The following is a 19,462-nucleotide window of genomic DNA, read 5'->3' as shown; positions in this document are numbered from 1 at the left end:
GTTACACACGTCCCTGCACGAATGCGCCAAATGGAGAAGGACGGGCACTTAGTCCAGCAGCCTCGATATGGCAGGCAATATCATGTGTATCTGACATTTTTCGCAACGGAGGTGGCACGGAATCACACACTGCTCCGACTTTCCGGTGACAGCGGGTTGCAAATCGACAACCGGCGGGAACGTTGATTGGACTGGGTGTGTCACCAGTCAAATGAACACGATCGCGCGGCTTTTCATCCGGATTTGGGCTGCGGATCGCGGAAATCAAAGCTTCGGTGTAGGGATGCGTGCCGCCGCCAAAGACTTCTTCGACAGTGCCCTGCTCCATTACCTTGCCGAGATACATGACGACAACTTTGTCCGCGACGTGCCTGACCAACGCCAGATCATGACTGATGAACAGCATGGTCGACTGCTTTTCTCGCTGGATGTCGAGAAGAAGCGTAACGATAGCCGCTTGCACCGAAACGTCGAGAGCTGAAACAGGCTCATCAGCAACGATAAGGGATGGATCGGCCGCGAACGCACGAGCGATGGCTATTCTTTGCTTCTGGCCGCCGGAGAGCTGATTTGGCTTGCGGTTGGCGATCGTCGGTGACAGCCGCACCATTTCAAGGAGCTCGCGTACGCGCTCTTCGATCGCAACCTTACCCTTGCGAATTCCAAACTTCTTGATCGAACGACGGATCGAGAAAGCAGCGGAATGCGACGGGTTGAGGGTACTGTCCGGATTCTGGAATATCATCTGGACAGACTGCAGAAGATGGCGAGGCCGATCTTTCGCCTGAATTTCCGCGATGTTTTCGCCGGCTATCCGGACTTCTCCGGAAGTGGCCCGATCAAGGCCCGTTACAATACGGGCCAACGTGGACTTCCCACAGCCGGACTCGCCAACGAGTGCAACGATCTCAGCCTTTGCCGCACTGAAGGAAACGGATTCATTCGCTTTAAGAGTTTTGTCCCCGCTTAACCGATAAAGCTTGGTCAGATCAGAAACTGCCACGGCCTCTGTTTGAGCCTGAGCCTTGCCTATTTGCGTAAGTTGGGCAGGTTGGGAGCGCCTCATGTCCCGCCAGCGAACGCAGCGAACCATATGATTGGCGCCTATATCTTCAAGCTCAAGATCTGGCCGATCACAAAGACCGGCCGTGAACCCTGCACAACGCGGCGCAAAGAAACAGCCGGTGGGGCGTTCCTGTGGCAGCGGAATGTGGCCCGGGATGGCGGCGAGCGACCGGCTGCGCTTGTCATGGGTGATATCGGGGATGCAGTCGATCAAGCCTTGGGTATAAGGATGGCGTGGTTTGCGGAAGAGATCGCCGGTTGTCCCCTCCTCCACCATTTCGCCGGAATACATAATGCCGACCCGGTCGCAGGTTTCGGCGATCAGGCCAAGATTGTGCGAGATGAACAAGAGACTCGTTGAATATCTGCGGCGCAACTCCCCGATCAGGTCAATAACAGCCGCTTCCACGGTCACGTCGAGGCCGGTGGTCGGCTCATCGAGAAGCAACAGAGACGGGCGAGCAAGCAGCGCCATAGCGATAACCACGCGCTGTTGCTGACCCCCGGAAAGTTGATGCGGATAGCGCTTGAGCATGTCACCGGCGTCAGGCAGGCGGACATCTCCAAGCATAGCAGCAGCCATTTCCATGGCGTCCTTGCGCGATGCTCCCAGATGCAGAAGCGGCACTTCTGCAAGCTGGGAACCAATCGTTTTAACCGGATTGAGTGCACTCATCGGGTCCTGATAGACCATGGCAATCTGCCGGCCCCTGATTGCCCGCAGTTCTTTCGCACTTGCGCCGATAAGTTCTTTGCCTTCGAAGAGGATACTGCCCCCGGCGATCACACCCGTGTTGCCGAGGTACCCCATGATGGCCATGGCGGTTGTGCTTTTGCCGCAACCGGATTCACCGACAAGACCGTAGCTCTCCCCTGCCTTGACGCTAAAGGAAAGGGCAGGAACGGCAACCACGGTCTCGCTCTTGCCGTGGAACTCGATCCTCAGATCCTTGATGTCGAGAACGGTATCGGACTTTGAACTGCCGGACATAGCCGCTCCTTTAAGGTTGGATACGATCAGGTTCATGGTTTCCAAGCCTCCCTCATGCCGTCGGCGAGAAGATTAAAGCCAAGGACAAGACTGACGAGCGCTGCGGAGGGGATGAGAGACATCAACGGCCAGACATTGAGAACCGTTACGCTCTCCTTGACCATCCCACCCCAGTCCGGATTGGGGGGAGGCAGTCCGAGGCCGAGGAACCCCAGGATACCGATAGTGATTATTGTGTAACCGATGCGCAAACAGGCATCGACGATCAACATGCTGCGGCAGTTGGGAAGGAGTTCGACGAGCATGATGTAGAGTGTGTTCTCTGCTCGCAGGCGCGCCGCCGCAATGTATTCCTGCTCCTTGAGACCAAGCACCAAGCCGCGCGTAATGCGTCCTATGCCGGGAGCCGACGCAATCGTTGTCGCGATTACGATGTTCATCACCGATGGTCCGATATTCGCGATCAGGATCACGTAGATAACCAGTACAGGGAATGCGAGGATAATGTCGGAAAACCGGCTGATGACAGTGTCGATCCAGCCGCCATAATAACCCGCAGGCATGCCCATCGTAATTCCAACAATCATCGCGACCGCCACCGAAAGCGGGGCGACGGATAGCACCGTTCTCGCGCCGAAGATCAGCCGCGAGAGAATGTCCCGCCCGAGAATATCGGTGCCTAGCCAATGAGCCGCGGACGGATATGGATTGCCCATGGCCATGGCATCGGAATCCGTTGGAGATGGCAGAGGCAGGATGGGAGCAAGCAAGGCCGTGGCAACCCAGAATGTGACAAGAAACAAGCCGACCAGGGCTGTGCGTGAATAAAAGATGCGCATCCAGTCTGGCCGTGCTTGACGTTTTGTACGGGCCACTTGAACGGCATCTGGAATGTCCAACGTTGCCATGATTTACCTCACCCGGATGCGTGGATCGAGCAGGATGTAGCCGAGGTCGCCCAGCAGCTGCGTCACGACGGCAATGGCGACAGTGATTAGCGTTGCCGCCTCGAGAGTCGAGATATCACCGAACAGGCTGGCTTCGAGTATCAAGCGCCCAAAACCCGGATAGGCAAAGACGAGCTCCGTTACAACGACGCCGCTGATAAGAAAGTTGATCTGAAGAAGCAGTACTGTGAAAGGGGCAATCATTGCATTGCGCAAGGCATGACCAAGGATTACGCGACGTGTGCTCATGCCTTTCAGCACGGCAGTGCGAATATAGGGTCGTTCCATTACACCGATCATGGAAACGCGGATCATGCGGGCGACGTAACCAAAATCATAGATCACCAGCACCGCCACGGGCAGGACGAACTGGTAAGGGATTGCCCAACCTCCGTCGCTGTTCAGAGGGCTTGTCCCGGGGAGTATCGGCCAGAGGATTACGAAAAGTGTGACCAGAAAGACGCCGGACGCGAATTCCGGGATCGACGTGAAGGTGATACATATGACCGACAGCGTTCGGTCGAGCGCCCCTCCCTCTTTCAGACCGGAAAGAATGCCAAAGACGATGGAAAGGGGCACGATAAGGAGAAAGGCAAGGCCCGCGAGGATCGCAGTATTGCCCAGCCGGTTCCATATCACATCGTTGACCGGCAGCTTGTTGAGGGTCGAATAACCGAAATTGCCAAAATATTGCGCGCCGCGCGGGTCTTTGAAATTGAGGCCTGTACCTGGGTCCTGCAGCGGATCAGGGATAGCTCCGACGAGAACGCCGAGCCAGCGGCCATAGCGGACGACAAGCGGATCATTCGCCTTCAATTTTACCGTCAGCAGGTCGACCTGCTGTTGAGTTGCGAATGGCCCAAGCGATTTGCGCGCCACGCTGCCGGGTGTGTATTCGCAGACCGCGAAAACCAGGAACGATGCACAGAGCATTGTCAGCAGCATCATCGCCAATCGATTAAGCAGAAATTTTACCATGGTGCCATAGCTTCCGTCGCCGTCTGCACTGTCCCCGATCGCAATTCTGCGACCGGGGATGGCAGGGAGGATTTATGCCGCGATCGCGTATTGATGAGCGAAAATGTACTGCGAAGGATGCAGCTCGAAGCCCTTGACCTTCTTGTCCATGACCGTCGAGAAGATGCGCCAGAAGGGCTGAACGATTGGCCCGTCATCCTGCATGATCGCCTCGATCTTCGCCATGACCTTGCTGCGTTCTTTCGGATCGAGAATGCCCTCCGCTTTTGTCAGCAGCTGGTCGAATTCCGCATTCGAGTAGTGAGACTCGTTCCAGGCCGCATTCGAGCGATAGGCAAGCGACAGGGTCATGATGGCAAGCGGACGATGTCCCCAAGCCGTCAAACTGAAGGGCGCCGTTGTCCAGACTTCCCAGTATTGGGCGCTTGGCAGCGACTTGATGTTGATGGTGACCCCGATATCCTTGAACTGTTCTGCCAGAACCTGTGCCGTATTCAGCTCCCATATCGGATCCGGGCGCGTTACCATGTCAAATTCAAAGCCCTCCGGATATCCGGCATCGGCAAGCAGCTTCTTCGCCTTTTCGATATCGCGAGGATATTTGGGAAGGGCTGCATATTCGGGATGCGAGGGAGCGACGTGATGATCCTCCGCAGGCGTGCCCGCTCCAAGAAGTGACGTCTGGACTATCTTTTCCCGATCAATCGCGTAGCGCATCGCCTGGCGGACACGCTTGTCTTTGAACTGCTCGGCATCGGGATGCATGCGGGCGACAACAGTCTGGGTTGTCTCGACCTTGTAGACCGCGACGTGCGGAAAGTTTTTCATTGCATTGACCTGGACAGCATCGGCCTCCGACAGACCATCAACCTGCTTTGATGCGATCGCTGCGATCCCTGCTCCGGGATTATCGCCAAGATCAACATATTCGAACGTGTCAAGATATGGACCGGTGCCCCAGTAATCGCTACGAGCCTTGTATTTCGCACCCTTGCCCACCGCGTATTCGACAATTTCGAACGGACCTGTGCCATTGGCATCCGCACCAAAAGCACCATTCTCGGCCGGATCCAGAATAAACATCGGGTAATGGTAGAGATGTTCCGGAACTGCGATCTGAGGCGCAAAGCAGTTCAGGCGGACGGTAACGTCGTCGACCTTTTCGATCGCGTTGTCTGCCCAGAGCTTGCTCGATTTCTTCGGATTTCCCTTCTCGTCCTTCTCGTCGCCGTCATATTCCTGTACGAGATAACCGGTGAACAGGCCCAGCATCGACGATCCGATTGCAGGATCACACACACGCTTCAAGTTCCAGACGACATCGTCGGCCGTCAAAGCCTTGCCACCCTTGCGCCATTTAACGTCCTTTCGAATATGCAGCGTCCAGGTCTTCAGGTCTTCGCTGACCTCCCACTTTTCCAAAAGATAGGGATGGGTGATGTTGTTGCGGTCGGTAAGGGTCAAATATTCGCACACTTGGCGAACGACGTTTGATTTCTCGGCAAAGTCGGCAAGGTGGGGATCCTTGATTTCCATGCAACGCATTCCGATACGCACATTGCCGCCTTTGGGCATGTCTTCTGCCTTTGCGACACTCGGCTCGGAAATACCGGCAAGCGAATACGCGGCGGCGGCTGACACACCGAGAAGTGTTGCTTTGCGTAAAAAATCTCGGCGACTAATGCCACCGCTCGTGAGGTCGGTAACGAGCGTGGGTATATAGGGATGCTGTTTTCTGTCCATGATCGCTATCTCCTCTTGATCACTTACGGTTCCGTTTGTGGCCTCGGTGACGTCTGTTACCCCGGTCTCGCTTCACTGCGGACTTTTGTCCATTCTCATAGGCGTAGAGGCAATCTAGGAGCGATTTGCGTTCCGATATATGCACTGACTCGACGGTCTCTATGCGCGAAACGACATATTATCCCAGCGGTATCCCGCCTCACCTATTGTCCTCTCGCCTCGTTACAACAGGGCTTTCCCTGAAATGACGACGATAGAAGCGACTGAAGTGTGAGGCAGATTCGTAGCCGCAGATGTCGGCAATGCTATTGATCGCGAGCTCGGTATTAAGGAGCAATTCCCGCGCGCGTAACATCCGCAGTTCGATGTAGAATTTTGATGGGCTCTTGTTGAAGCTGGATTGAAAGAGGCGTTCAAGCTGCCGGACTGACATTGCAACGCTGCCTGCGAGTTGCGCAATTTCGATCGGATCGTTTAGCGAGGCTTCCATGCGGCGGATGACAAAACCAAGCTTTGGATTTCGAATGCCAAACCGGTCCAATGCATCCATTCTTTGAACGTCATTCTGTCGTCGAATGCGCGGGTGATTGAATTGATCGGAGATTTGGGAGGCCAAATCCCGACCCTCCACGGCGGCGATCAAATATAGCATCATATCGAGAGTGACGGTTCCTCCTGACGATGTGAGGAACCGACCGTCGATAGCAAAAATGTCGTCTGTAGGCAGGCAGTTGGGAAATTCGGTGCGAAAATTTGCAAGGGATTCCCAATGAACCGCACAGCGTCTCCCTTCCAACAACCCTGCCTTCGCAAGGAAGAAGACTGCCGTGCTGACGGCACCAAGGATACATCCCTCGGAGTGGATCCGCCGTAACCAAGCAAATACACCAGGTTCGTAAGCATCCGCGTAGTTAATTCCGGCACATAATATAACGACGTCGCACCGCGACGCTTTCGCCATTGACGCATCGGCATCGAAGCCAAGGCCACTGCTCGATTTTACATGCCCGCCGTCGGCGGAAATCAACGACCACTCAAACACCGACCTCTTTGCCAGCCTATTGCCCTGCCGCAATGAATCCAGCGCGGCACAGAATGTCATGAGCGGATAATCCGGTATCAGAAAGAACCCGATGCGGATTGGACGATCGCCCTGCGCGAGCTGGTTGAGCGACAGAATTTGCTCGGACATTGTCTCGATCCGGTTCTAAGAGGAATTGAGCGGACTTTGGCACCTGCTACTGTTGGAGCGGTGTCAGCTACCAGAGAAGCATTGCTTAAAGCTTCTTCATGGTCGCTAACCGTCTGCCTCACACTTCCCAGCTTGTGCAAAGTTCCCGCGATTTGTATTTATCCGAAATACCGATACTATACCGTTGGTATCCCACTGCGATACCGTATCAGCAAGCCATCGAATCTGTCAATGTGGGTGCAGGAACCGGCGAGAGGACCGGTCAGGAGGAAAATGCCAAACGAAGATTTTCAACCGGGACAACCCGGCAAGAATGTTTCCCAACATACCTACGAGCAGGTTCTGGCTCTGATCGAAACCGGTGACTTGTTGCCCGGCCAGATACTGGAAGAGCGAGCGCTTGCCGCAAGGATGAATGTTTCGCGAACCCCGATGCGCGCCACACTGTCCCGCTTGTTGGGCGAAGGAATTATTAGCCGACTGTCAAATGGGCTGCTTGTCGTGCGCGAAATTGGACTGGAAGAATACCTTCAGCTGATCCAGTTTCGGCGGCTGCTTGAAGGGGATGCTGCGTTTCATGCAGCAACAAGGATACCGCCGGAGCAGGTACACGATCTGATAACCGAAATTGACAGTATGGAGAAGGCGGAAATGATCGACCTCGCCTTACACTGGCAACTCGATGATCGCCTTCATAGGCTTATTGGAGAAAATTGCGGCAACCGTTGGCTGGCCAATGCCATTGCCGATGTCCGGCGGATGGCCCGGATGTGCAACGTTGAGAAACTTCCGCGCCGGTTCAAGGAGACATGCGAGGAGCACCGCGCCATTCTTCTCTCAATTGAGAAAAGGGATGGTGAGGCGGCAAGGGAAAACATGCGCAAGCATATCGATCAGGTGCGAAACGGTTTTATGAACCTTCTTAGCGTAGGCTGAGCCTTCCCGCGCCTGGCATCAGGATAACAAGAACTCTGGTCTCTTATTCCGGAAAAAGCCAGCGCATGAAGCGCTCCCGAACCCGATCGATGTGCTCTGCCATTGCGCGGCGCGCCTCATCCGGTTTCCTTTGATCGACAGCCTCGAGAACGGCAATGTGTTCACGCGCCTGCTGTTCAAAGTTTTTCTCCATTCGAACCACATGGCACATGCGCGCCTTGTCACGCAGATTGCGGATATACTGAGCCAGTAACGGTTTTCCGCTGGCATCCGCAATGAAGTAATGAAATTCGTCGTCGTACTGCCAAAAAGGGTCAAATTCTATGGCAGGATTTTCAACAACCGCTCTGCTCTTGCGCAACATCGCATCCATGCTGCCTGTCGTACTGCGGTGAGCCGCCTGCGCCGCCGCCTCGCCTTCCAGCAACCGCCGGATGACCAGGATTTCCATCAGTTCTTCAACGGCAACCTCTCGAATGACGATGCTTCCGTTCGAGAGGCGCGCGACCAGGCCCTCGCCCACCAGCCGATTGATCGCGGCTCGCAAAGGTGTCCTTGATGCATTGATCTGGTCGGCAAGCTTACGCTCCGTAAAAACATCGCCGGGGCCAAGGTCGTGCGCGAGTATCAGGCTTCTCAAATATTGATAGGCCTGTTCAGATAGTTTCGTTTGATCGCGCGAGGTCGCAAATACAGTTTCGCTTTCCAATCTCAGCCTCCCGAACTTGATGGCTACATATGTCCCTTAGCTGAAGTCAAATCATCCGGCAACACGGGCCTGCCTACAACGTCAACCCTGAGAATCCGGACAGTATCCGACACATGGGATTGCCATTATCGCTTTACAAAGCGCTCGTTCTGTATCAAATTCTGATCGTGCCCCAATGGTATCCCACTGGGATTTAAAATGAGGAATGGCCTTGCGACATGTCACACAACCCTTGACCCAGTCCGGTTTCGCCGGGTTCGGGGACGTCATTGAACACCGGGGCGATGCCCGTCGGCACCGGTTGTCGATTGATTTCGATACGGGGCGCGATTTGCGGCAGGAATTCTGGGTGTCCAGAGTTTCAACAAAGTTCGAGTTGCCAAACATCATCGCGCAACTTGAACGCCATCCATTGTCCGATCAGGCTTTCGTACCATTACTTGGCGGACAGTTTCTCGTCGTCGTGTGCGGCACCCGTCAGGATGGGTCGCCGGACGTTGACAATTGCCGTGCCTTTGTCGCTGGCCCGGGCCAAGGCATTGTCTACAGGCGCAACACATGGCACGCGCCTCTCTCCTCCTTGAATGCGCCGGCAGAATTCTTCGTTACCATGGGCATAACGGACAATGCCGAAAATGACGAGTTCTTCGATCTGCCCGTCCCGCTAGGGATTTCTATGGAGGGAGCCAAGACATGAAGCCCGGAACCCATCCCGAAAGAGATTTCGTAGGATATGGGTCCCAACCCATAAATCCTAAGTGGCCCGGCTGCGCGCGACTCGCGCTCAACTTCGTTATTAACGTTGAAGAAGGCTCCGAACCATCTGTCGAGGATGGCGATGCCGCCAGCGAAAGCGGGCTCACAGAGGGTGGATCTGGAAGTTTTCCTAGCCGGGATCTCGCAGCTGAATCAATGTTTGAATATGGCAGTCGCGTCGGGTTCTGGCGATTGGCGCGGCTGTTCGATGAGCGTGCCTTACCCGCCACGGTCATGGCCTGCGCTCTTGCCCTCGAACGAAACCCTGAAATTTGCGCTCATTTACGTAGTAGCGAGTTTGACGTCTGTGCGCATGGCTGGCGCTGGGAACACCATCGCGGCCTCTCTATTGATGATGAGCGGCAACGTATCATAAAAACCATCGCGAGCTTTAAGCACACCTTGGGACGACGGCCCGACGGCTGGTATTGCCGCTATGGTCCCAGCATCAATACGCGTGAATTGCTGGTGGAGGAAGGCGGTTTTCTCTACGATAGCGACGCCTATAATGATGAATTACCCTATTGGGTCAGTGTACGGAACCGCGACCATCTCGTTATTCCATACACGCTTACCAACAATGACGCGAAATTCATGCGTGGCGCGATGGCGACAGCGGATGATTTTTTCCAGTACCTGCGCGATGCCTTTGACATGCTCTACGCTGAGGGTGCGCAAACTCCCAAGATGATGTCCGTGGGATTGCACCTTCGCATTGCCGGGCATCCAGGTCGAGCGGCCGGACTGCAGCGCTTCCTTGACTATGTCAAAGACCAGCCGGACGTCTGGATCTGCCGGCGCGGCGACATTGCACGTCATTGGCATCAGCATCACACACCATCACCTTAACGCAGATATGCAACAAAAAAGGGGAATGCAACGATGAAAAGAGCAATGAAAACAATCAAGATTTCGGCCGTACTGGCCGCCGTCCTGATGGCTGGCACCGCAGCGCGAGCAGACGACCATCCACAGGACCAGCCATTGGTCGTGGGATCCGACTTTGGCGTTGCTCCCTGGATGGTCCGGGGTGTCAACGGGCCGGAAGGGTTCGGTGTTGACCTTGTAACCGAGGTTGCCAAGCGGATTGGCCGGCCTTCGGTGCAGATTATGGACGTTAATTTTTCCGGGCTCTTTGCAGCGCTCTTTTCAAAGCGCATCGAGTTCACCGTCAACCCGCTTAATATTACCAAAGAGCGCGCCGAAAAGATGCTCTACACGGAACCCTTCTTCGCAACGGGGAACGGTTTTCTTGTCGCCAAAGGTGAGAAGCTGGATGGATTTGACAGTCTGAAAGGCAAGGTCCTCTCCGTCAATCGCGGTACGATATCCGATACATGGGCAACCGCAAATGCCGAGAAATATGGCTTCGACGTCGAGCGCTATGAAACGTTCCCGGACTCGGTACAGGCTGTAATCACCCAGCGAGCTTTCACAGCTCTGAACGAGATTCCCACCACAATCTATGCGGCAAGCCAAAATCCAGCGGTAGAGGTCGGTTTCAAAGACTTTAATGGACGCAACTTCGGCTATGCCTTCCGCAACGACGATGTCGACTATCGCAACAAGGTCGAAGGCGCGATTGAATGCATGAAGCAAGATGGTTCGATGGCAAAACTTTATGAAAAATGGTACGGAGAAAAGCCGGGGGACGGGACTGCGCTCACCACAGTTTATCCAGGCTACGGTGCTCCGGACTTCAAGGGATATGTCGATACGCCCCATGAGCTCAGCTGCAAATGACATAACATGAAACAAGGCGCGGCAAATCCGCGCCTCCCCCTTTTTGAAAGGATGTTATGAAGCAGATTCTCGACAACTATTTCAACGTGCCGGTTATGGTGGAAGCCTTTCCCGAGGTACTCCGGGGCTTTTTCGTCACCGTAGAAGTAGCGCTTTGCGTCATTGTCCTTGGCGTGGCGCTCGGGCTTGCCTTCGCGCTTTTGCGTTGTGCCGAAAACCGTGTGCTGAATTTTCTGATCACTGCCTACGTCGAGGTTTTCCGCACGCTGCCCCAACTCGTCATAATGATCTTCATCTATTTCGGCTTGCCCTATCTCGGCATTCGCTTCTCCCCATTCCTTGCGACGGCGCTTGCTTTGGCAGCCGTTCTGGCTGCGTTCTCCGCAGAAATTTTCTGGGCAACTATCATGGCGGTTTCCAAGGGCCAATGGGAGGCGGCTTCAGCACTCGGATTGTCGCGACGGCGCACACTGCGTCTTGTTATTTTGCCTCAGGCAATACGGCTCGCAATTCCGCTCGTGACCAACCGATCCATTGCCATAACCAAAGGTACTGCGTTGGGTGCCGCCGTATCGCTGCCGGAAGCGCTCGGAAATGCCCAAAGCATCATGGCCATTCAGGCAAACCCGTCTCCCCTGACATTGGCCGCAGCTTTCTACCTCGCATTTTTCATCCCGCTCGTATGGCTGAGCCGCGTGCTCGAAAAACGCTACTCCAAAGCATATTGAGGATAGACCATGGATCTTTTCCTGCAGAATTTCATGAACATCCCTTCCCTGATGCGCATCTATCCTTTGTTGCTGCAGGGATTGGAACTAACCGTTCTTCTTGCGCTCGTTTCATTACCCCTCTCCATACTGTCCGGTCTGTCCGTAGCGATTCTTTATAGTTTTGGCGGCTTACGATCACGGCGCGCAGTCATAATAATGATCGATTTCTTGAGATCCTTCCCCGTTCTCGTTCTGTTGATCCTTATCTATTACAGCTTGCCTTTTTTCGGGTTGACGCTGGGAAGTTTTACGGCGGTGGTCGCAGCGCTCGTCATCAACAACACGGGTTACTTTGGCGAGATTTTCCGCGCGGGTCTGGAATCAATTCCCAAAGGTCAACATGAAGCCGCTGCCGCTCTTGGTCTGCATCGGTTTAAAGCGATGATTTTGATAATTCTTCCACAGGCCATCCGAAAAGTAGTCGCACCATTGGCAAGCAACTCCCTGGAACTCGTGAAGGCGACTTCGATCGCCGCATTGGTGTCCCTTCCTGAGTTGTTGCGATCCGCGCGCGTTGCCCAGGAGCAAACCTATAATCCGACCCCGCTCACAGCTGCGGCCGTTATCTTTTTTATTATGCTTTGGCCCTTCTCCCATTGGGTTTCGCGAATGGAGAGAAAAGCGATTATCGGAAGAAATGAACGATGAGCATCATCGTTACAGGCGGAACCGGCTTCGTTGGCCTTGCTCTTGCAGAGGCACTAGGCAAAAGCGGAAAAGATTGCGTGTTGTTTGGTCGAACGCCTATCCCCGCCCGGTTTGAAGATGATTTTCCTGCCGCCGTCAGCGTAATTGGCGACATCTGCAATTCCGAGCACGTCGATATGCTGTTTGATGAAACTCCGTTGGAATCCGTCGTGCATCTTGCTGCGGTGACCCCTGACACGCAGGCGGAGATGACAGATCCGGCAGGTATCATTGGCGTCAATGTTGGCGGCATTGCCAATGTCATGCGATCGCTTTCACGCTTCGCTTGCCGCCCGCGACTCGTTTTGGTCAGCAGCGTCGCCGTTTACGGCAATGATAAATCATCGGCGGAAATATTTAGCGAAGACGACGCAACGTTGAAGCCTGTCAGCCTCTACGGGATCACCAAGCTTGCCGCGGAAAATGCGGCCCTCCGATTGGCGGAGCTTTACGGTATAGACCTGCGCATTGTCAGGCTCGGACCGCTTTTCGGACCATGGGAATATTCTACCGGTCTACGGCCCGTTCTTAGCCCTCATGCTCAGGTGCTGGAGGTCTGGAAAAACGGAACCGATGCAATCCTGCCGCGGCCACTCGTTGCAGACTGGCTATACAGTCGTGACGCCGCACGGGGTCTGGCAGCCATCCTCAATGCGGATCGACTTCTCCATTCCTCATATAATCTCGGGGGTGGTGTTCTCACCAGTGTTGCAGATTGGTGTGCGGGTCTACAAAGCTCTCCCTTCGCCCGCGGATGGCGGGTCGCACAATCCGGAGAGGAACCCAACATTCAGTTCGGTCTGGCCCGAGATCGAGCGGCGCTCGGTATGCAACGTATAACAGCAGAAACAGACTTCCGAATCTTATACACGGGATCCCGGGTGATCGAAGATTACCTAGCCTGGATGACTGCAACTACAGCCTGAGAGAATGCGGGAAAAAATATGCGGCTTGCGAACAAAACAGTTGTCATTACCGGAGCATCTTCTGGCATAGGAAGGGCGATCGCGCTTTTATTTAGCACAGAAGGAGCGAACGTCGTTGCCGTGGATATAACCTCCGAGGTTGTGGAAGGCGGCGCTCCTGTCATTGACGCTCTCACCGCGATCAATCCGCGCTCGTCTTTCATCAAGGCGGACATTTCGCGCGCAGGTGATGTGGAACATGTCTTCAAAGAATGTGTCGTCCGCTTTGGCCGATTGGATGTGCTGGTGAACAATGCTGCGATCCATAGTGCAACGCCCTTGCTGGAAACAGACGAGGAGAGTTGGGACCGCGTCATGGCCGTTAACCTGAAAGGCGCATATCTGTGTAGCCGCGCCGCTATCGGCAGAATGTTGAGGCAACAGATCGAGAACGAGGTTCGCGGACGTATCGTCAATATCTCATCCCAACACGGTATGATTTCCGCACCCGGTGATTTTGCCTATGGCGTCAGCAAGGCGGGACTTATCTATATGACAAAACAAATCGCTGCCGATTATGCCGCTGACCACATCATTTGTAATGCCGTGGCACCGGGAAAAATCCTGACCGGAAAATCGGGCCGGGCCGTAGAGCCGGAAATGCTCGACTATTCGCGCCGCCGAACACCGATGCCACGTCTGGGCCGACCGTCTGATGTCGCCAATGCTGCTCTCTTCCTGGCCAGCGATGAGGCGACCTATATCACAGGTCACAATCTGCTTGTTGATGGCGGTTGGATGGCTGCTTAGTTAATGCAGCCATTTGCGGGCCCTTGATGAGAATTATTGTCGGCAACTTTGAAAAGGCCGACAACCCGAATTTAGAATATTTTTGATTGTAGCGAAGTTATGCACAGTCCATCGTCGGACTCCGTTTTACAGTCATTCGCTATTGGTCGCCTCGAGTACTTCTAACCGTCGATGCCCTTCTCTGCTCCGGCGAACCCTGCCGACTTGATGACCGGGCACATCAGCAGCTGTTTGTCCGTGAGGCTGTCGGGATGGGTGAAACTCGGTTACCTTCCGTTCAGTGCATCAGGTGGTGCATTGCTCTTCCACCTCCTGAGCAAGCTATACGAGCGCACCGGTGTCGTCATCACCACCAACCTCAGCTTCAGCGAATGGGCCAGCGTCTTCGACTATGCCACGATAACAACGGCGCTATTCGACCGCTTGACGCATCATTGCCACATCCTCGAGACCGGAAGCGACAGCTTCCGCTTCAAAAACGGCTCAGCACACGAACCGAAAAACGCAAAGGAGAAAACAGGGACTTGACCTCCTCACCAGACCCGAGACATATCTAAAAGGCGGGACAAATCTCGATGGAAATACCGGGGCCGTTCTCATGTTTGGATGCCCTTCCGATGCAAGGACTTTTTTGACCGCGTGAACGAGCGCGTACATGTTTCAGACCTCAATATTGCGGCCAGGACATGCCGCACGCCGGTAGCCAAGCAGCGAAGGCGCGACCACATCGGAATTCCCGCATTGAGGGCGCAAAGGCTGTGATCGCCAGTGCGCAGATTGGCCCGATGCCTGGCATCTTTTGCAGCCTGCGCACAACATCGCTTTCCGGTGGCGACGATCGGCAAACAGTGCCGAACGCGCAATCGGTTTCGGCACCGCAGGTCCTGAGGTGCCGCTCCAGTCAGGCATCGACGATTGCGTAGGCGGAGATCATCACCTTCTCCGTCGCCCGCGGCAGTGCCACGCCACCGACGACAGCGCGGGCAGGTGGCCTGTCGGCAAAAACTTCGAACACCGCCGGATTGATGTGCGGATAGACGTCCTTCTGAAGGTCGGTATCCTGAACGTAGATCGTGATGCTGCACACGTCCGCGATCGTGCCCCCGACGGATTCGATGGCGCTGGTCATATTCCGGAAGGCCTGCCGCGTCTGCTCGCCGAGCGTATCGCCAACCAGTTTCTTGTCCTTGCTGTAGGGCGACATTCCCGCAAGAAAGACGAAATTTCCGCGCTTAACCACCCAGCTGTAGAAAGGCGTATCTGGTGCCCCCGTGGGCAGCGCCAATGCATCGGGATTGACATGGGCATGCAGCGGAGTCTCTTGAACGTTCATGGGGTGTTCTCCTTGCTGTTTATTCGGCCATTAGCCGGATCGAGGGTTGCTTCAATCTTGTTCCAGAAGTGGCATGCGGTTTCGTGATTTTTCCCGCACTCCGTACGCAACGGCTCCTGCGTTCGACAGAGAGGTCGGGCAAAGGAACAGCGCGGATGGAAACGGCAGCCCGACGGGGGCGTCAGGGGGTTCGGCACTTCCCCCTTCAATTCGAACATCGCTCTCTCGGCAGCGGCCCGCCCGGAAATGGAATGCAGCAGGGAGCGAGTATAGGGATGCTTGGGTGAATCGATAATATCTTCGGCTCGTCCGATCTCGACAATTTTCCCCAGATACATCACGGCAATGACATCGGCGAGATAGGCCACGACCTGCAGATCGTGGGTGATGACGAGGTAGCTGAGTCCAAGGTCCGTTCGCAGCCGCATCAGCAGATTGACGATCGTGGCGACGGCCGAGACATCAAGGCCTGCGGTGGGTTCATCCGCGACGATGAAGTCCGGTCCCATCGCCAGCGCTCTTGCGATACTGACGCGACGCGCCTGTCCGCCTGACAATTCGTGCGGATATTTGTTGGCGTGCTCATGCCCGAGTTCGACCATGGACAGCAATTCTGAAGTCGGCTTTCGCGCTGCGGGCGCCGTTCCGCTGATGTCATAGGCTTCGGTCAGGAGCTGCGACACGCTGAATCGGGGACTGAGGCTCGCTGCGGCATCCTGGGGAATCATCTGCATCCGTCGTCTGAGCAGACGCCGGTCGTTGCGCGACATCCGGGAAACGTCGCTGCCTGCAAAGAGAACCTCTCCGCCGGCGATCGGATACATGCCGAGAATTGCACGCCCCAAGGTCGTTTTGCCGGATCCGGATTCGCCGACGAGTCCAACGATTTCTCCTTTGCCGACACTGAGGCTGACGCCGTCCACGGCGCGCAGAAGCGATCTCTCCGTATGCCACCATGACCAGCGCGCCCTTTGGGCCTCTCCGAAATGAACGGAAAGATCATGGACCTCGAGGAGCGAAGCAGCAGATTCCTTCGGGCCGCTCATCGCGCGGCAGCGGGTTTTTCCGCCTCCGTGTCGAAGAGCCAACCGCTCTGGGGATCGTAGATATGACACCGCACCCGGCTTAGCCCGACGGCTGAAAATTGCGGCCGCTCCGCCGAGCATACATGGCGGGTTTGAGGACACCGTCCCGCGAACGCGCATCCCACGATCGTTTCATGTGCGCTCGGAACCCTGCCTGGAATCGTCGGCAACGGTTTACCCCTCAAGCGCCGGTCAGGCATGACGGAAATAAGCGACTGGGTGTAGGGATGCAGAGGATGGCGGAAAATCTCTTCCGCATTCGCAAGCTCCATCGATTCCCCTGCATACATGACGAGAACGAAGTCGGCGGCCGAGCTTATGACGGTCAAATCATGCGAAATGATGAGGACGGAGGTTCCGAGCTTCTCCCGGAAGCCGGCGAGCAGCCCGATTATCTGCCCCTGCAACGACACGTCGAGCGCAGAGGTTGGCTCGTCCGCGATGAGGAGGTCCGGCCGCAGGAGGAGAGCGATCGCGATCATCACGCGTTGGCGCATGCCGCCCGACAGTTCGTGGGGGTATTGTCGAAGTCGCTGACCAGTATTCCCGATGCCTACGCGCGCCAACATATCGGCAGCCAAGTTCTGGTATTCCTTGCGGCTTCCGGAATTGTGCGCTCGTAGGGCATCGACCATCTGCCGTCCGATCGTCAGACAGGGATGCAGGCTTGAAAGCGGATCCTGAAAGACCATCGCGATCTTGTCGCCACGCAAGCGCCGCATCTCCTTCGGCGATGCGATGGTGAGGTCGAGACCAGAGAACTCGATCTGACCGGATTCGATCTGCGCATTTTCGGGAAGAAGACGCGAGATCGCAAAACTCAGCGTTGACTTTCCAGAACCTGATTCTCCGACAATCCCAAGGATCTCGCCCCTCTTTAGATCGAAGGAGATATCCTTTATGCCACGCAGGGACATCCCGTCGGCCCGGTAATTCGTCGTTAAAGCTTCGACGCTCAGAATCGGCTGGGTTGTCATTGCTGATCCCCGATGCGTTTGGGGTCGAGGATGTCGCGCAGCGTTTCTCCCAGAAGAGTGCATCCCAGCGTGGTTATCGCAAGCGCCAGACAGGTCCAGAGAACCGCCCATGGAGCCGTACGCACGCGTGCGAAACCGTCGGCCAGAATGACGCCCCAGGAAGGGGTGGGCGGCCGCACGCCGAGGCCGAGAAAAGAGAGCCCGGTTTCGACGGCAATGGCGGTCGGCAGGCTCATCGCGACCAAGAGAAGAAGCGGCGGAATGATATTCGGAAGAATGTGGAGAAGGAGGATCCGGCCGTTAGACGCTCCGAGGAAGCGCTCAGCCTCCACATAGGCACTGTGACGCACGGAAAAGACGGAGGCGCGCGCAACGCGAGCAAAACTCGGTGCAAGCGAGATCGCCATGACGAATATGACGTTGCCGAGCGAGTTTCCGAGAAGTGCCAGCAAGGTCAGCGCAAGCACGACGGTCGGAAGTGCATGAAGTGCGTCGAGGATGACGACAATCGCCGCATCGACGGCGCCACCGAAATATCCGGCGGGCAGGCCGAGCAGGAGGCCAAGGACGAGCGCGCCGAGGACGGACGGAATCGCAACGAGCAACTCGATACGAACGCCGACGATCAGACGGGAAAGCAGATCGCGCCCGAGATGGTCCGTCCCCAACAGGTGCTTGAACGAGGGTCCCTGAAGGCGTGATGCGATATCCTGCTGCGCCGAGCCGAAAGGGGCGAGTTGCGGGCCGAAGACGAAGAGGACGACAAGGACGAGAACGACAAGAAGCCCGAACTTTCCGCCGGAATTTCGCAACAGCCGCCGCACGGTTCCTGCATTCGCGGAACGGGTCTTGCCGCCTGTGATGGTGAAAACGCTCATGTCTTGGCCTCGACACGGATGCGCGGATCAAGCAGCCGATACGAGAGGTCAGCGAGAAGGTTCGTCACGACAAACAGGGTAGCGACAACGACGGCGACGCCCCGGATGACGGGAAAATTCCGGGTGGCTATGGCGTCGTAGAAAAGGGTGCCGAGACCCTGTCTCCCAAAGATCACCTCAATGAAGATCGCCCCGCCAAGAAGATGGCCGAGCCCGACGCCGAGGACCGCGACTACAGGGATGACCGCGCTGCGCAGCGCATAGAGGTAGTGGATGCGCGTATCCGACAAGCCGAAGGATCGCGCTGTCCTCACATAATTTGCCCCGAGGATCTCTAGCATGCTTGCCCGCGTGAGCCGGGCGAGATAGCCGATCCAGCCCAGCGCCAGCGCCAAAGACGGGAGGATGAGGCGCGCCGCGTAATCCAGGGGGGCGCTGAAATTCCCGGCGCCAAGCGCCGGCAGCCAGGCTAGCGTGACCGCGAAGGTCAGGAGCAGGAGAAGCCCGGCAACATAGGGTGGAAGGGTGATGAGCGTTATCGAAACGGACGCAATCGCCTTGTCAATGGCCGAATTCGCATGGACGGCAGAATAGACGCCGAGTGGTAGGCCGATGAGGATCGCCAGGCCCAGACCTGTCACCGCAAGGATCATCGTATGCGGCAGGACACCGCCGATCATCACGGTGACCGGTCGATGGCTGACGAAATCCTTGCCGAGATCGCCATGAACGGCACCGAAGATGAAGTCGAGCATCTGGATCGCGATCGGCTTGTCCAATCCCATTTCCGATCGAACAGAGGCCGCAAATGAATCGCTCGCCAGCGGCCCCATGATGATCTTCACCGGATCGCCAGGCACGAGATGGATGAGGCCACCGAGAAAAACCATCAGGATCAATAGGACGGCGGCGATCATGCCCAATCGCTTGCCAAGATATATCATCATGAAGCTTTTC

Annotated in this window: 19 protein-coding genes and 2 pseudogenes; 9 read left to right on the top strand and 12 right to left on the bottom strand. The window is 55.8% G+C overall.

Features of this window, described 5'->3' with window-relative positions; all coding sequences use genetic code 11:
- Window position 1: 1 nt before the first annotated feature.
- From ABKW30_RS27440 to ABKW30_RS27420, 5 genes are all read right to left on the bottom strand, one after another.
- On the bottom strand, window positions 2-2,092 hold the full coding sequence (locus ABKW30_RS27440) for an ABC transporter ATP-binding protein (RefSeq protein WP_348602129.1): 2,091 nt from the start codon (window positions 2,090-2,092) through the stop codon (window positions 2-4).
- Complete coding sequence (locus ABKW30_RS27435) at window positions 2,089-2,964, bottom strand: ABC transporter permease (RefSeq protein WP_348602128.1); 876 nt, start codon at window positions 2,962-2,964, stop codon at window positions 2,089-2,091. The genes ABKW30_RS27440 and ABKW30_RS27435 overlap by 4 nt, the downstream gene beginning before the upstream one ends.
- A 3-nt stretch (window positions 2,965-2,967) precedes the next feature.
- Entirely contained in the window at window positions 2,968-3,981 is a 1,014-nt protein-coding gene (locus ABKW30_RS27430) for an ABC transporter permease (RefSeq protein ID WP_348602127.1), read from the bottom strand.
- Between the two features lie 72 nt (window positions 3,982-4,053).
- Window positions 4,054-5,724 carry an ABC transporter substrate-binding protein gene (locus ABKW30_RS27425; RefSeq protein WP_348602126.1) on the bottom strand — a complete coding sequence of 557 codons (1,671 nt, stop codon included), beginning with the start codon at window positions 5,722-5,724 and terminating at the stop codon, window positions 4,054-4,056.
- Between the two features lie 199 nt (window positions 5,725-5,923).
- Complete coding sequence (locus tag ABKW30_RS27420) at window positions 5,924-6,916, bottom strand: GlxA family transcriptional regulator (protein WP_348602125.1); 993 nt, start codon at window positions 6,914-6,916, stop codon at window positions 5,924-5,926.
- Window positions 6,917-7,189: 273 nt separating this feature from the next.
- On the opposite strand from ABKW30_RS27420, the gene ABKW30_RS27415 reads away from it, so the two are divergent.
- Window positions 7,190-7,852, top strand: a complete 663-nt coding sequence (locus ABKW30_RS27415) for a GntR family transcriptional regulator (RefSeq protein ID WP_348602123.1) — start codon at window positions 7,190-7,192, stop codon at window positions 7,850-7,852.
- Between the two features lie 43 nt (window positions 7,853-7,895).
- Here the strand turns inward: ABKW30_RS27415 and ABKW30_RS27410 are convergent, their stop codons facing one another.
- The gene (locus ABKW30_RS27410; protein WP_348602121.1) at window positions 7,896-8,561 is read right to left on the bottom strand and encodes a GntR family transcriptional regulator; all 666 of its coding nucleotides are present in this window, start codon (window positions 8,559-8,561) and stop codon (window positions 7,896-7,898) included.
- A 211-nt stretch (window positions 8,562-8,772) separates the two neighbouring features.
- On the opposite strand from ABKW30_RS27410, the gene ABKW30_RS27405 reads away from it, so the two are divergent.
- The 8 genes and pseudogenes from ABKW30_RS27405 to ABKW30_RS27370 form a co-directional block, all read left to right on the top strand.
- A complete protein-coding gene (locus ABKW30_RS27405) occupies window positions 8,773-9,258 on the top strand; it encodes an ureidoglycolate lyase (protein ID WP_348602119.1) in 486 nt (161 codons plus the stop codon).
- The gene (locus ABKW30_RS27400; protein ID WP_348602118.1) at window positions 9,255-10,166 is read left to right on the top strand and encodes an allantoinase PuuE; all 912 of its coding nucleotides are present in this window, start codon (window positions 9,255-9,257) and stop codon (window positions 10,164-10,166) included. Before ABKW30_RS27405 ends, ABKW30_RS27400 begins: the two co-directional genes overlap by 4 nt.
- A 45-nt stretch (window positions 10,167-10,211) precedes the next feature.
- Window positions 10,212-11,060 (top strand): transporter substrate-binding domain-containing protein, encoded by an 849-nt coding sequence (locus ABKW30_RS27395; RefSeq protein ID WP_348602117.1) that lies wholly within the window; start codon window positions 10,212-10,214, stop codon window positions 11,058-11,060.
- A gap of 56 nt (window positions 11,061-11,116) precedes the next feature.
- Entirely contained in the window at window positions 11,117-11,788 is a 672-nt protein-coding gene (locus ABKW30_RS27390; protein ID WP_348602116.1) for an amino acid ABC transporter permease, read from the top strand.
- Window positions 11,789-11,797: 9 nt separating this feature from the next.
- A complete protein-coding gene (locus ABKW30_RS27385; RefSeq protein WP_348602115.1) occupies window positions 11,798-12,478 on the top strand; it encodes an amino acid ABC transporter permease in 681 nt (226 codons plus the stop codon).
- The gene (locus ABKW30_RS27380; RefSeq protein WP_348602113.1) at window positions 12,475-13,443 is read left to right on the top strand and encodes an NAD(P)-dependent oxidoreductase; all 969 of its coding nucleotides are present in this window, start codon (window positions 12,475-12,477) and stop codon (window positions 13,441-13,443) included. Before ABKW30_RS27385 ends, ABKW30_RS27380 begins: the two co-directional genes overlap by 4 nt.
- An 18-nt stretch (window positions 13,444-13,461) precedes the next feature.
- Complete coding sequence (locus ABKW30_RS27375) at window positions 13,462-14,232, top strand: SDR family oxidoreductase (RefSeq protein ID WP_348602112.1); 771 nt, start codon at window positions 13,462-13,464, stop codon at window positions 14,230-14,232.
- Between the two features lie 258 nt (window positions 14,233-14,490).
- Window positions 14,491-14,760: pseudogene (locus tag ABKW30_RS27370) on the top strand (ATP-binding protein); the annotation flags it as partial.
- Window positions 14,761-14,932: 172 nt separating this feature from the next.
- Here ABKW30_RS27370 and ABKW30_RS27365 read toward each other — a convergent pair.
- The 6 genes and pseudogenes from ABKW30_RS27365 to ABKW30_RS27340 form a co-directional block, all read right to left on the bottom strand.
- Window positions 14,933-15,043 (bottom strand): annotated as a pseudogene (locus ABKW30_RS27365) (transposase); the annotation flags it as partial.
- A 90-nt stretch (window positions 15,044-15,133) separates the two neighbouring features.
- The gene (locus ABKW30_RS27360; protein ID WP_348602111.1) at window positions 15,134-15,565 is read right to left on the bottom strand and encodes a RidA family protein; all 432 of its coding nucleotides are present in this window, start codon (window positions 15,563-15,565) and stop codon (window positions 15,134-15,136) included.
- Window positions 15,562-16,611 (bottom strand): ABC transporter ATP-binding protein, encoded by a 1,050-nt coding sequence (locus tag ABKW30_RS27355; protein ID WP_348602110.1) that lies wholly within the window; start codon window positions 16,609-16,611, stop codon window positions 15,562-15,564. Before ABKW30_RS27355 ends, ABKW30_RS27360 begins: the two co-directional genes overlap by 4 nt.
- Window positions 16,608-17,627 carry an ABC transporter ATP-binding protein gene (locus tag ABKW30_RS27350; RefSeq protein WP_348602109.1) on the bottom strand — a complete coding sequence of 340 codons (1,020 nt, stop codon included), beginning with the start codon at window positions 17,625-17,627 and terminating at the stop codon, window positions 16,608-16,610. The genes ABKW30_RS27355 and ABKW30_RS27350 overlap by 4 nt, the downstream gene beginning before the upstream one ends.
- Complete coding sequence (locus tag ABKW30_RS27345; RefSeq protein ID WP_348602108.1) at window positions 17,624-18,505, bottom strand: ABC transporter permease; 882 nt, start codon at window positions 18,503-18,505, stop codon at window positions 17,624-17,626. The genes ABKW30_RS27350 and ABKW30_RS27345 overlap by 4 nt, the downstream gene beginning before the upstream one ends.
- The gene (locus ABKW30_RS27340; protein WP_348602107.1) at window positions 18,502-19,452 is read right to left on the bottom strand and encodes an ABC transporter permease; all 951 of its coding nucleotides are present in this window, start codon (window positions 19,450-19,452) and stop codon (window positions 18,502-18,504) included. Before ABKW30_RS27340 ends, ABKW30_RS27345 begins: the two co-directional genes overlap by 4 nt.
- Between the last annotated feature and the right edge of the window lie 10 nt (window positions 19,453-19,462).

This window comes from Phyllobacterium sp. SB3, from assembly GCF_040009165.1.
In the GTDB taxonomy this organism is placed as follows: domain Bacteria; phylum Pseudomonadota; class Alphaproteobacteria; order Rhizobiales; family Rhizobiaceae; genus Phyllobacterium.
This window is presented reverse-complemented; position numbering and strand designations above follow the sequence as displayed.

Coding starts and splice junctions, on each gene's coding strand:
- ABKW30_RS27415 (WP_348602123.1), top strand. CDS start 7,190: ATGCCAAACGAAGATTTTCAACCGGGACAACCCGGCAAGAATGTTTCC.
- ABKW30_RS27380 (WP_348602113.1), top strand. CDS start 12,475: ATGAGCATCATCGTTACAGGCGGAACCGGCTTCGTTGGCCTTGCTCTT.
- ABKW30_RS27385 (WP_348602115.1), top strand. CDS start 11,798: ATGGATCTTTTCCTGCAGAATTTCATGAACATCCCTTCCCTGATGCGC.
- ABKW30_RS27345 (WP_348602108.1), bottom strand. CDS start 18,505: ATGAGCGTTTTCACCATCACAGGCGGCAAGACCCGTTCCGCGAATGCA.
- ABKW30_RS27400 (WP_348602118.1), top strand. CDS start 9,255: ATGAAGCCCGGAACCCATCCCGAAAGAGATTTCGTAGGATATGGGTCC.
- ABKW30_RS27390 (WP_348602116.1), top strand. CDS start 11,117: ATGAAGCAGATTCTCGACAACTATTTCAACGTGCCGGTTATGGTGGAA.
- ABKW30_RS27340 (WP_348602107.1), bottom strand. CDS start 19,452: ATGATGATATATCTTGGCAAGCGATTGGGCATGATCGCCGCCGTCCTA.
- ABKW30_RS27420 (WP_348602125.1), bottom strand. CDS start 6,916: ATGTCCGAGCAAATTCTGTCGCTCAACCAGCTCGCGCAGGGCGATCGT.
- ABKW30_RS27430 (WP_348602127.1), bottom strand. CDS start 3,981: ATGGTAAAATTTCTGCTTAATCGATTGGCGATGATGCTGCTGACAATG.
- ABKW30_RS27435 (WP_348602128.1), bottom strand. CDS start 2,964: ATGGCAACGTTGGACATTCCAGATGCCGTTCAAGTGGCCCGTACAAAA.
- ABKW30_RS27350 (WP_348602109.1), bottom strand. CDS start 17,627: ATGACAACCCAGCCGATTCTGAGCGTCGAAGCTTTAACGACGAATTAC.
- ABKW30_RS27355 (WP_348602110.1), bottom strand. CDS start 16,611: ATGAGCGGCCCGAAGGAATCTGCTGCTTCGCTCCTCGAGGTCCATGAT.
- ABKW30_RS27375 (WP_348602112.1), top strand. CDS start 13,462: ATGCGGCTTGCGAACAAAACAGTTGTCATTACCGGAGCATCTTCTGGC.
- ABKW30_RS27395 (WP_348602117.1), top strand. CDS start 10,212: ATGAAAACAATCAAGATTTCGGCCGTACTGGCCGCCGTCCTGATGGCT.
- ABKW30_RS27360 (WP_348602111.1), bottom strand. CDS start 15,565: ATGAACGTTCAAGAGACTCCGCTGCATGCCCATGTCAATCCCGATGCA.
- ABKW30_RS27425 (WP_348602126.1), bottom strand. CDS start 5,724: ATGGACAGAAAACAGCATCCCTATATACCCACGCTCGTTACCGACCTC.
- ABKW30_RS27440 (WP_348602129.1), bottom strand. CDS start 2,092: ATGAACCTGATCGTATCCAACCTTAAAGGAGCGGCTATGTCCGGCAGT.